Here is a 12153-nt window from a genome sequence, read left to right as displayed (position 1 = left end):
GACCGCCCCCGGCGGTCACGGCCGCCGTGGCGGCGCCGCCACGAAGACCTTCCAGGTGTACGCCCCGAAGCACAGCACCGGCCCCGCCAGGTCCTGTTCGACCGCTTGATGGCTGGGGCGTCCCGCATCGGACCGCGCTGGCCCGGGGACGGGCCCGAAGAACACTGTGGATTTCCGAGACATGATCGACTCGACGTCATTGATGTCGGGGTGTCCGGGTGAGCTTTTCGGCCCGACGTCATCCACATCGAGTAGATCTCGGCCGAGGACGTCGGCACGCGCCCTACGGGTGGGTCATGCGGAGCAGGTCCAGGGCCTCCTCCAGCTGCACCTCGGTGAGCTTGCCGGAGGCCACGTGGCCCCGAGCCAGCACGACCTCCTTGATGGAGATCTGCTTCGCGAGGGCCTCCTTCGCGATCGAGGCGGCCTCGTCGTACCCGAGGTGACGGTTGAGCGGGGTGACGATCGACGGCGAGCCCTCCGCGTACGCCAGGCAGACCTCGGCGTCCGCGACCAGGCCGACCACCAGGCGGTCGGCGAAGAGCCGGCTCGACGCGGCGAGCAGCCGGATCGACTCCAGCAGGTTGCGACCCATCACGGGGAGCATGACGTTCAGCTCGAAGTCGCCCTGGGAGCCGGCGAACGCCACCGTCGCGTCGTTGCCGACCACCTGGGCGCAGACCTGACGCATCGCCTCGGCGACCACCGGGTTCACCTTGCCGGGCATGATCGAGGAGCCGGGCTGGAGGTCCGGGATGCGCAGCTCACGCAGGCCGGCACGGGGGCCGGAACCCATCCAGCGGATGTCGTTGGCGATCTTGTAGAGGCCGACAGCGACCGTACGGAGCTGGCCGGAGGTCTCCACCAGCGCGTCCCGGGCGCCCTGCGCCTCGAAGTGGTTACGCGCCTCGGTCAACGGCAGCCCGGTCGAGTCCCGGAGCCGCTCGACGACCCGGGCGGCGAAGCCCAACGGGGTGTTGATGCCGGTGCCCACGGCGGTGCCGCCGAGCGGCAGCTCGGCCAGCCGCGGCAGCGCCGCGTCCAGCCGCTCGATGCCGTAGCGGACCTGCGCGGCGTACCCGCCGAACTCCTGCCCCATGGTCACCGGCGTGGCGTCCATCAGGTGGGTACGGCCGGCCTTGACCACGGTTGCGAACTCGACCGCCTTGTCCTCCAGCGCCTGCGCGAGGTGCGACAACGCCGGCAGCAGGTCCCGCGCGACCGCCTCGGTGGCGGCCAGGTGGATGGAGGACGGGAAGACGTCGTTGCTGGACTGGGAGGCGTTGACGTCGTCGTTCGGGTGCACGTCCCGGCCCAGCTCCCGGGTGGCCAGGGTGGCGATGACCTCGTTGGTGTTCATGTTCGACGAGGTGCCGGACCCGGTCTGGAAGACGTCCACGGGGAACTGGTCGTCGTACCCGCCGTCGGCCACGTGCGCGGCGGCGGCGGCGATGGCAGCGGCGACGTTGGCGTCGATCACGCCCAGCTCACCGTTGACCTCGGCGGCGGCCCCCTTGATCTGCGCCAGGGCCCGGATCTGGGCCGGCTCGATGCCCCGGCCGGAGATCGGGAAGTTCTGCACCGCGCGCTGGGTCTGCGCCCGCCACAGCGCCTCGGCGGGCACCTCCACCTCGCCCATCGAGTCGCGTTCGATCCGGTAACCCGCTGCCTCTGGAGTCGTCACGCGTACCATCCTGCCGCGCCTCGCGGCGACGTGCAGATGATCGCCGGGGAACGCCGGCCCGATCCGGACGTCCCGGGTGAGCGTTCCCGGCCGAAAGTCCGAGCACCCCGGACACCGACACACTTAAGATCATGGAATCCCAACCACTCCCACCGGAGGGTCTCCACGTGCACATACACGGGGGTTCCATCGGCGTGCCCGCGGCTCGTCATCGGCGCAATCCGCGCCGGTTCCTCACCGCCGGCCTCGCCACCCTGCTCACCGCCACCGGCGCGGTCGTCTGCGCCGCCCAACCCGCCACCGCCGGCGTACGGCAGTGGGTGCTTCCCGTCAACGTCAGCCACACCGACGCACGGCAGCCGACCACCGCCTTTCCCGTCACCGACGGCGATGTCCCGGTCGGCACCTGGGAAGCCGACGGCGTCAAGCACACCGCGCGCGCCTACTTCACCTTCGACCTGACTGCCTACCGGGGCAAGCAGGTCATCCACGCCGAGATCCAGACCGGGGAGACCTCGGTCGGCGACTGCGCGAAGCCCCGCGAGCTGGAGCTGTGGCGCACCGACACGCCGACGGCCCCGCCCACCTGGAACACCGCCCCGGCGGTACGGGAGAAGGTCGCCGACATCGGCCCGACCGCACCCTGCCCGACGACCTACCTGGAATCGTGGATCGTCGAGACCGTGCGGCAGGCGGTCGCCGACGGGAACGAGTCGCTGACCCTGATGGCCCGGATCAAGGGCGACCACGAGGAGAGCAAGCACTACGGCCGGCGCATCGAGAAGCCGGGCATGTCGCTGGAGGTCAACGGGGCGCCGGACGTACCGAGCGCGCTCACCGTGGCGGGTCTGGCCTGCGCCGACGACCGTTTCGTCGGCACCACCACCCCGATCCTCTCGGCACAGGTGACCGATCCGGACAAGGTCGAGCCGTACGCCGGGGACCAGGTCACGGCCACGTTCGCCTGGTGGCCGGTCGACCGGCCCACCGAGCGGACGGAGTGGACCTCGTCCGCGATCTCCGCGCCGCGGCGGTTCTCCTACACGGTGCCGGGCGGCCTCATGGCCAACGGCGGCACGTACGCCTTCGCGGTGCGCGCCAGCGACCAGCACGCCACCTCCGACTGGTCGCCGGAGTGCCGGTTCACGGTCGACACCGTCCGCCCGCCCGCGCCCACGGTGGTGTCCGCTGACTACCCGGCCGGCTGGTCCTACCCCGGCCACGGTGGTCCGGGCATTCCCGGCACCTTCACCTTCACCAGCGCGGCCGACGACGTGGTCGGCTACCGGTACGGGCCGAGCGGCGCGACGACCTACGTGCCGGCGGGCCCGGACGGCTCGGCGACGATCAGCCATGCCCCGGACTCGTACGGATCGGCCCGTCTCTACGTGCAGGCCGTGGACCGGACGGGCAACCGCTCGGCGCAGACGATCTACGAGTTCCGCGTCCGCAACACCGCCCCGACGGTGGTGGACGGAAACCCGGACGCCCGGTTGGGTCAGCCGCGCACGTTCAACCTCAGCCCGAACATGGCCGACGTGCTGGAGTACGTCTGGCGGCTCAACGACGGCACCGAGCGGACCGTGGCGGCGAACGCCGACGGGACCGCCACGGTGACGGCGACCCCCACCGAGACCCGCAACGTGCTGCACGTCCGCAGCAAGACCCGGGACGGGGTGCTGTCCGGGGACGCGGCGTACACGTTCTGGGTGCGTACCGCGCCCTTCGTCAGCTCGCCGCAGTGGCCGTTCGACGGGACGACCGGTGCCCCGGCCGGCACCGAGGGGACGTTCGTCTTCGCCCCGGCCATGGACGGTGTCACCGAGTACGTCTACACGATCAACTACGGCGATCCGCAGACCGTCGCGGCCGGCCCGGACGGCAGCGCCACGGTCACCTACACCCCGACGGACGCGGGCTACCACACCATCGAGGTGTTCAGCCGGACCGGCGACGGGGTCACGTCGACCAGCACCGGCGTCGCGTTCTACCCGGCGTCGGTCGCCCCGCGGGTGCGGTCCGAGGTGTACCCGAGCATCGCCACCGGCGGTGGCCCCGGCGTGCCGGGGACCTTCACGTTCACGCCGCACGCGCAGGTCACGGGCGTGACCTCGTACGTCTACCAGTTCCGGGACGAGCCGGAGCGAACCGTCGCGGCGAACCCGGACGGCACCGCCACCATCGAGTGGACGCCCACGACCCTCAACAGTGAGTACGACGGCTGGGTGGAGCTGCGGGTGCGGGCGCGCACCGCCGCCGGGCAGACCACCGACGCGCAGTACTACTCGTTCCGGGTGGACCCGAAGAGCCCGCTGGTCACCTCGGAGGTGTTCGGCTGGCAGGGCGGGGCGACGGTCGGGCAGACCGGCGACTTCGTCCTCACCGCTCAACTGCCGGGTACGACCGAGTTCGTCTACTCGTTCGACGGTGGCCCCGAGCAGTCCGTCGCGGCGAACGCGGACGGCACGGCACAGGTGGTCTGGACGCCGCTGACGGCGTACAGCCACGACCTGACCGTGCGGAGCCGGACGGCGGCGGGCGTCACGTCCGGCGCCGCGTACTACAGCATCTGGATCGACAGCTGATCCCGTGAACGACGGCGGGGCACCGGGCCGAGCGCCCGGTGCCCCGCTGTCGTCACGGTGCCGTCAGCGTCGGCCGACGGTGAGGACCGGCTTGGTGACCTCGGCGAAGAAGTCGTTGCCCTTGTCGTCGACCACGATGAAGGCCGGGAAGTCCTCCACCTCGATCTTCCAGACCGCCTCCATGCCCAGCTCCGCGTACTCGAGCACCTCGACGTGCTTGATGCAGTCCTGGGCGAGCCGGGCCGCCGGGCCGCCGATCGAGCCGAGGTAGAAGCCGCCGTGCTGGTCGCAGGAGCGGGTGACCTGCGCCGACCGGTTGCCCTTGGCCAGCATCACCATCGAGCCGCCGGCCGCCTGGAACTTCTCCACGTACGCGTCCATCCGGCCGGCGGTGGTCGGGCCGAACGAGCCGGAGGCGTACCCCTCGGGGGTCTTCGCCGGACCGGCGTAGTAGACGGCGTGGTCGCGCAGGTACTGCGGCATCGACTCACCGGCGTCGAGCCGCTCGGCGATCTTCGCGTGGGCGATGTCCCGGGCGACGACCAGCGGGCCGCTCAACGACAGCCGGGTCTTCACCGGGTACTTCGACAGCTCGGCCCGGATCTCATCCATCGGCCGGTTGAGGTCGACCCGGACCACCGTCTCGGCGTCCAGCGTCTCGTCGGTGACGTCGGGCAGGAAGCGGGCCGGGTCGGTTTCGAGCCGCTCCAGCCACACACCCGACGGGGTGATCTTCGCGACCGCCTGCCGGTCCGCGGAGCAGGAAACGGCGATCGCCACCGGGCAGGACGCGCCGTGCCGGGGCAGCCGCACCACCCGGACGTCGTGGCAGAAGTACCGGCCGCCGAACTGCGCGCCGATGCCAAAGTTGCGGGTCAGCTCCAGCACCTCCGCCTCCAGCTCCAGGTCCCGGAAGCCGTGCGCGGTCATCGAGCCGGAGGTGGGCAGCGCGTCGAGGTACTTGGCGCTGGCGTACTTGGCGGTCTTCAGCGCGTACTCGGCCGAGGTGCCGCCGATGACGATCGCCAGGTGGTAGGGCGGGCAGGCCGAGGTGCCGATGAGCCGCAGCTTCTCCTCCAGGAACTGCATCATCCGCGTCGGGTTCAGCAGCGCCTTCGTCTCCTGGTAGAGGTACGACTTGTTGGCCGAGCCGCCGCCCTTGGCCATGAAGAGGAACTTGTACGCGTCGGGGTGCCCCTCCGGGTCCTCGGCGTACAGCTCGACCTGGGCGGGCAGGTTGCTGCCGGTGTTCCGCTCGTCCCACATCGTCAGCGGGGCGAGCTGCGAGTAGCGCAGGTTCAGCTTCGTGTACGCCTGGTAGACGCCGCGCGAGATGGCCTCGGCGTCGCTGCCGTCGGTGAGCACGTGCCGGCCCCGCTTGCCCATCACGATCGCGGTGCCGGTGTCCTGGCACATCGGCAGCACGCCACCGGCCGCGATGTTGGCGTTGCGCAGCAGGTCGAGCGCCACGAAACGGTCGTTCGGCGAGGCCGCCGGGTCGTCGATGATCGACCGGAGCTGCGCGAGGTGCGCGGGGCGCAGGAAGTGGGCGATGTCGTGCATCGCCTCGGCGGTCAGCGCGGTGAGCGCGGCCGGCTCCACGGTGAGGAACCGGCGGCCCCCCGGACCGTTGACGACGTCGACGCCCTCGTCGGTGACCAGGCGATACTCCGTCTGGTCCGGACCGGTCGGCAGCAAGGGAGCATACGAGAACGCGGCGGCACTGCTCATGAGCGGAAAGCCTAGGGCAGGACGGTCGATCAGTCCCACCCGCCGGGTGCGTCCTGGGACGCCGCTCTCACCCGACGGCCGGCGGCGGGTCGGCCGGCTCAGCCGTCCTTGCCCGGGTCGGGGTCGGGGCACAGCTCCCGCTTCGGGCCGCAGCTGTCCTCGGGCGCGGGATCGTCGCCGGTGCCCGCCGGGCCGGGCGGGGGGACGTCGCCGGAGCCGGGCGGTACGCCGGCCGCGCCGCCGAAACGCACGTAGCCGATCTCCCGCCCCTCACCGATGATCATCCCGTTCGGGCCGACCGCGAGGGCGTTCGCGGAGGTCCGGAGGACGGCCAGGTCGGCACCGGTACGCGGGTTCAGCGCGACCAGCCGGGACGGCTTCTCGTCGGCGATCACGGCCGCGTACGGGGTGAGCGCCGCACCCGCCTTCGCGCCGGTCGCGCGGCTCCACCGGATCCGCCCGCCGCCCAGGTCCCGTCCGCTCACCGAGCCCTTGTCGGCCGACCTGACCAGGGCGTACCGGTCGTCCACGGCGAGCACCCGCTCACCGGGGGCCGCGACCAGGAGCAGCCGCCCGTCGTACCCGTCGAGGACCGCCTCGCGGCCGTCCGGGGCGACCCCCAGGAGCACGCTGCGCGCGCCCTGCGGGTCCTCCCGCTGCGCGCAGCCGCCGCTGTCGGCGGTACGCAGGTTGACCCCGGCCCGCTGCCACGTCTCCTGACCGGTGGCCGGGTCGCGGGCGGAGATGGCGAAGTAGCAGGTCCCGTCCTGGGACCGCGCGTTGATCCGCAGCAGCCGGCCCCCGACCACCGACAGCCGCTCCTCGCGGCCCGGTTCGACGTCGGCGACCACCCGGCCGGTGGCGGTGTCCAGCACGTGCACCCGCCCGTCGATCGGGAAGCCGAGCAGGCCCGGCACCGGTTCCGGGCCGGCCACCTCCTCGTCGATGCGCAGTGCGTCGAGGCGGCGGGTGTCGAGCAGGCCGGGGTTGTCGCCGAGGAGACCGCTGCGGACGCCGGGGACGAACGCGGTCCACAACGGAGCCGTGCCGCGCGGGTCCCAGGCGCTGATCGTGCAGTCGGTGGCGTCGACGCAGCGGGCGTCCAGCAGCAGGTTGCGGTACGTCCACACGGCCACCGCGTCCCCGTCGCGCCGCCGGGTCGCGCCGGTGGTGGGGTCGAGCACCTCGTACCCCTTGACCAGGAGCTTGCCCACGACGACGACGGCGTCCCGGTCGGCCCCGGCGACGGCGGCCCAGTCGGCCTTGCGCTCCCAGAGTTTGCTGCCGGTGGCCAGGCCGCGCGCCTCGACGCGGGTGCGCTGCTCGACCACGACGGTGTCCCCGGCGATGGTCACGCTGCGCGGGGTGCCGCCGATGCGCTGCTGCCAGACGACGTCGGGTGTGGAGATCGGCTGGCTGCGGTTCACCCAGTCCCACATCCGGGGGAACGGGTTCCAGACGCCGGTGGCCGCGAGGATCACCACCGTGACCAACCCGAGCAGAAGCCAGCCACGCACACCGAGGCGGCTCTCGTTCACCCGGACACGGTAGCCACCCCGGCGGTCGTCGAGGGCGCCGCTGGCGCGTGTCGGCCGATCAATCTCCACTTCGGGGGGACAGCACCCGCCACAGCGCGAGCGTGCAGACGAGCGAGGCGGCCCCGGCCAGCGCCATCACGACGCCCGGTGCGAGCACCTCGGTGAGCGCACCGGCCCCCGCCGCCGCCCCACCCTGTACGGCCATCAGACCGGTGCCGACCAGGCCGAACGCCTGCCCCCGCCGGGCCTCGGGAACCGCGTCGAGGAACCGCCGGGCCAACCCGAGCTGGTAGGCGAACCCGGCGAAGGACACCACGAACAGGGCCGCCGCCGGCCAGAGGCCGGGCCGGGCCGCGAAGACCAGGATCGGTACGCCGAGCAGCACCGCCAGCCACGGCGTCCACCGCTCCCGGCGGGCCGGAGCCACGAACCGCCCCACCAGCAGATCCCCGACGAGCATCCCGAACGCCCCGGCCATCAGCAGCACGCCGGCATTGGCCCCCGGCCCCAGCCCGGCGGCGTACGGCACGGCGACCCCCTCGGCCCCGACCAGCAGCGCGCCGGGCAGCCACTGGGCCAGCAGCAGTCCCCGGATCCGCCGGTCGGCGAGGAGCAACCGGTTGACGCGCCACGTCTCCCGGATCGCGCCCGCGCGTCCGGCCGTCGCGTCGACGCGGACGCGGGCGGGGCGGGCGGTCAGCCCCACGCGGACGAGCAGCGCGCTGAGGGCGCAGGTGGCGGCGGTCAGCCAGAGCGCGCCGTACGGGCCGACCAGCCCGAGCAGCAGCCCGCCGAGCGCGAACCCGGCGACCTGGGTGCCCCCGGAGGCCACGGTGAGCAGCGAACGCCCCAGCACGTACGCGTCGCCGTGCAGGATCTCGGGCAGCAGTGCGGCGCGGGCGGCGCTGCTCACCGGGCCGAACAGGCCGACGACGGCGACCAGCCCGAGCATGGCCCCCGGGGCGAGCACGCCGGAGGCGAGCACCGCCACCATGGCCAGCCGCACCAGGTCGTACCCGACGATCAGCGCCCGGGGCGGCCACCGGTCGGCGTAGGCGAGCAGGAACACCCCGCCGAACGCGTGCGGCAGGAACCCGGTGACGTACGCGAGGGCGGCGAGCAGCCCCGAGCCGGTGCGCTCGTAGACCAGCACCGACAGGGCGAGCATCTTGACCGTCTCGCCGATGAGGAAGATCCCGAAGCTGGCGAAGAGCACCCGGAACTCCCGGACGGCGAACACGTCCCGGTAGGTGGCGGGACGGTCCGGGACGCCGACGGTCGCGGCGGTGCTGGTCGTGGTCACCGGGCCAGCGTGCCGACCGGCGGCCGACCGCTCTACCCTTTCGGCGACGGACGAAAGGTGCAGCATGCGGATCGAGGTGACCCCGGCCGACATGGCGGCCAGCCGCTACGCGGTCTCCCCGCTCGGCGAGGCGGTGTCGGCGTTACGGCTGTGCGCCGGTCAGCGCTCCGCCCCCGCCCTGGCGCCCTGGGTCGCCCGGGTCCGCCCGGCGTACGAGCGGCTGCGCCGGGACCAGCCCGCCGTCGGGGCGTTCCTGGCCCTGCTGCGCCGGGGTGGCTACAACGCCGACTTCATCCAGCCCCCGCCCGACGGGACCGGGCGGACCTTCGCCGAGGAGCTGGCCGTGGTGCGGGCGACCCCGCTCGCTCAGGCCCGGGACGAACTGCGTCGCAACCTCGTCGGGCACCGCACGCCCCCCGCGTACGCCCGCCGGATCTTCGACTCGGCGGACGTGGTGGACCTGCTCGCCGACGCCATCGAGGTGGCCTGGACGACGCTGGTCGAGCCGGACTGGCCCCGGCTGCGGGCCATCCTGGAGCGGGACCTGCTGCACCGGGCCGGCCGACTGCTCGCGTACGGCTGGGGGGCGGCCGTCGCGGACCTGGACCCGCGGCTGCGGTGGGTCGCGGACGGCGACCTCGGCGCGATCGAGGTGGCCGGCGCCGACGCGCGCACGTTTTCACTGGACGGCCAGGGGCTGCTCTTCATCCCCACCGTCTTCGGCAACCTGATCAACTATGTGTACCCGCCGTGGCCGTTCGCGATCGTCTACCGGGCCTCGGGGATCGCGGAGCTGCTCGGGCCACCGGACCCGGGCCGCCCGGAGGACGCGCTGGACCGACTGGTCGGACGGGGACGGGCGGCGGTGCTGCGGGCGCTCGCCGTACCGGCCACCACCAGCCAGCTCGTCGCGCAGCTCGGCCTCAGCCTGGGCGGGGTGGGCGACCACCTCGCCGTGCTGCGCACCGCTGGGCTGGTCGTCGGCACCCGCACCGGCCGGACCGTCCTCTACCGGCGCACCCCCCTCGGCGACGCCCTCAGCGAGCCGCCGACCTGATCAGCGGAAGCACCCGGTACGGGATCTGCTCGGCCAGGGCGATGATCGTCGACGCCCGCCGGATCCCCTCGTACGAGACGATCTGGTCGATCACCCGCTGGAGGTCGGTGTTGGAGCGGGCCACGATCCGGCAGAGCAGGTCGCTGGAGCCGGTGATGGTGTGTGCCTCCAGCACCTCGGGGATCGCCGCCAGGTGGCGGGTGACCGGGTCGTGGCCGTGCCGCTGGCTGATCTCCAGTGTCACGAAGCTGGTCACGGTGAACCCGATGGCGGCGGGCGACACCTCCGGCCCGAACCCACCCACGACGCCCCGGTCGAGGAGCTTGTCCAGGCGGGCCTGCACCGTGCCGCGGGCCACCCCGAGCCGCCGCGAGCACTCCAGCACCCCGATCCGGGGTTCCTCGGCGAGGAGTTCGATCAGCCGCGCGTCCAGCGCGTCGAGCTGTACATCCTGACCAGTGTTCACGGGGTAAGACCCTACGCCTTGCGCAACCTGACCAGCCATAACGGTGACAGTTGCCCAGTACGCGCCGGTCCGGCGATATTCGCGGAAGAAGCACCGGAAACGGCGGCCCACGAGGCCGGCCGGTACGCGAGGGAGGCCACCATGACCCAGGCGATCGACCGACCCCAGTCGACCGAGGACGTCGACGTCGACCGGCTCGTCGGAGCCGTCGACCACGACATCAGCCACGACCCGTTCCCGGTCAAGGGCCTCGACCACGTGCACTTCCTGGTGGGCAACGCCAAGCAGGCCGCGCACTACTACTCCACCGCGTTCGGCATGACCTGCGTCGCGTACCGGGGCCCCGAGCAGGGTTACCGCGACCACGCCCAGTACGTGCTGACCAGCGGTTCGGCCCGGTTCGTGCTGACCGGCGCGGTCCGCCCGGACGCCCCCGGCGCCGAGCACGTCACGAAGCACAGCGACGGTGTCTCCGACATCGCCCTGGAGGTGCCGGACGTCGACGCCGCGTACGCCCACGCCACCGCGCAGGGCGCGACCGGCCTGGTCGAGCCGCACGACGTCAGCGACGAGCACGGCACCGTCCGGATGGCCGCCATCGCCGCGTACGGCGACACCCGGCACACGCTGGTCGACCGGTCCCGCTACACCGGCCCGTTCCTGCCCGGCTTCGTGGCCCGCCGGCCGATCGTGGACCGGCAGCCGATGATCGACGCCGGCCTCCAGCCGAAGCGCTTCTTCCAGGCGGTCGACCACGTCGTCGGCAACGTCGAGCTGGGCCGCATGGACGAGTGGGTCGACTTCTACAAGAAGGTCATGGGCTTCTCGAACATGGCCGAGTTCATCGGCGACGACATCGCCACCGACTACTCGGCGCTGATGAGCAAGGTCGTCGCGAGCGGCACCCGCAAGGTGAAGTTCCCGCTCAACGAGCCGGCGATCGCGCGCAAGAAGTCGCAGATCGACGAGTACCTGGAGTTCTACCAGGGCCCGGGCGCCCAGCACATCGCCGTGGCCACCAACGACATCCTGGCCAGCGTCGACGCGATGCGCGCGGCCGGCGTCGAGTTCCTGGAGACCCCGGACTCGTACTACGACGACCCCGAGCTGCGCGCCCGCATCGGCGAGGTGCGGGTGCCGATCGAGGAGCTGAAGTCCCGCAAGATCCTGGTTGACCGGGACGAGGACGGCTACCTGCTCCAGATCTTCACCAAGCCGGTGCAGGACCGCCCGACGGTCTTCTTCGAGCTGATCGAGCGGCACGGCTCGCTCGGCTTCGGCAAGGGCAACTTCAAGGCGCTCTTCGAGGCCATCGAGCGTGAGCAGGAGAAGCGCGGCAACCTCTGACGCGCCGCACCCCATACCGCCGGCGGCTCCGTCGACAACTTCGGGGAAGATGCTCCCTCTCACGCGCCGCAGACAGCATCTTCCCCGAAGCTGTCGCCATCACGGCCGCGGCTTCCCGGGGCAGCGCCGTCGTTAAGGTTGCTGCGTGAACGAGCACAGCGAGGCGGCGACGTGAGCATCGCACCCGGTTGGTACGTGGACCCGGTCGACCGCGACACCCGGCGGTACTGGGACGGCGAGGGCTGGATCGGCGCGCCGATCCCCCTGGACGCCACCCCGCCCGACGGTCCGCCACCGGTCGAGCCGCCGGCACCGGCGTCCCCGCCCGCACCGGCACCGTCCCGGCAAACGGCTGACCGGCCACCGTCGCTCCTCCCGCGGTAGGGACCTTCGTCCACCGTACTGGTTCTGTCAGGATGATCCGATGCCCCCGCCGCCGATC

Annotated in this window: 8 protein-coding genes and 1 pseudogene; 4 read left to right on the top strand and 5 right to left on the bottom strand. The window is 72.4% G+C overall.

What is annotated here, in order from left to right; all coding sequences use genetic code 11:
- Window positions 1–283 precede the first annotated feature (283 nt).
- A complete protein-coding gene (locus AB0I76_RS12340) occupies window positions 284–1693 on the bottom strand; it encodes a class II fumarate hydratase (protein ID WP_357033811.1) in 1410 nt (469 codons plus the stop codon).
- Between the two features lie 185 nt (window positions 1694–1878).
- Here AB0I76_RS12340 and AB0I76_RS12335 point away from each other — a divergent pair, with 185 nt between their 5' ends.
- A complete protein-coding gene (locus AB0I76_RS12335; RefSeq protein ID WP_357033809.1) occupies window positions 1879–4269 on the top strand; it encodes a hypothetical protein in 2391 nt (796 codons plus the stop codon).
- 63 nt (window positions 4270–4332) lie between these two features.
- Here AB0I76_RS12335 and AB0I76_RS12330 read toward each other — a convergent pair whose 3' ends face one another.
- The 3 genes from AB0I76_RS12330 to AB0I76_RS12320 all read right to left on the bottom strand — a co-directional run bounded on the left by AB0I76_RS12330 (window position 4333) and on the right by AB0I76_RS12320 (window position 8841).
- Window positions 4333–6000, bottom strand: a complete 1668-nt coding sequence (locus AB0I76_RS12330) for a fumarate hydratase (protein ID WP_357033807.1) — start codon at window positions 5998–6000, stop codon at window positions 4333–4335.
- Between the two features lie 98 nt (window positions 6001–6098).
- Window positions 6099–7439 (bottom strand): PQQ-binding-like beta-propeller repeat protein, encoded by a 1341-nt coding sequence (locus AB0I76_RS12325; protein WP_357033813.1) that lies wholly within the window; start codon window positions 7437–7439, stop codon window positions 6099–6101.
- A 157-nt stretch (window positions 7440–7596) separates the two neighbouring features.
- Window positions 7597–8841, bottom strand: coding sequence for an MFS transporter (locus AB0I76_RS12320; RefSeq protein ID WP_357033805.1), 1245 nt, complete (start codon window positions 8839–8841; stop codon window positions 7597–7599).
- A gap of 64 nt (window positions 8842–8905) precedes the next feature.
- Between AB0I76_RS12320 and AB0I76_RS12315 the strand changes: the two genes are divergently transcribed.
- On the top strand, window positions 8906–9898 hold the full coding sequence (locus AB0I76_RS12315; RefSeq protein WP_357033803.1) for a helix-turn-helix domain-containing protein: 993 nt from the start codon (window positions 8906–8908) through the stop codon (window positions 9896–9898).
- Here the strand turns inward: AB0I76_RS12315 and AB0I76_RS12310 are convergent.
- Window positions 9879–10364 carry an Lrp/AsnC family transcriptional regulator gene (locus tag AB0I76_RS12310; protein WP_357033801.1) on the bottom strand — a complete coding sequence of 162 codons (486 nt, stop codon included), beginning with the start codon at window positions 10362–10364 and terminating at the stop codon, window positions 9879–9881. The two genes, AB0I76_RS12315 and AB0I76_RS12310, sit on opposite strands and share 20 nt — an antisense overlap.
- A gap of 141 nt (window positions 10365–10505) precedes the next feature.
- On the opposite strand from AB0I76_RS12310, the gene hppD reads away from it, so the two are divergent.
- Both hppD and AB0I76_RS12300 read left to right on the top strand, forming a co-directional pair.
- Window positions 10506–11711, top strand: coding sequence for a 4-hydroxyphenylpyruvate dioxygenase (gene hppD, locus AB0I76_RS12305; RefSeq protein WP_357033799.1), 1206 nt, complete (start codon window positions 10506–10508; stop codon window positions 11709–11711).
- A 171-nt stretch (window positions 11712–11882) separates the two neighbouring features.
- Window positions 11883–12041 (top strand): annotated as a pseudogene (locus AB0I76_RS12300) (DUF2510 domain-containing protein); the annotation flags it as partial.
- Window positions 12042–12153: the final 112 nt, after the last annotated feature.

The organism is Micromonospora sp. NPDC049799 (genome assembly GCF_040656655.1).
Classification (GTDB): domain Bacteria; phylum Actinomycetota; class Actinomycetes; order Mycobacteriales; family Micromonosporaceae; genus Micromonospora.
Note: the sequence above shows the minus strand (reverse complement) of the source record. Positions and strands in the feature narration are given on the sequence as shown.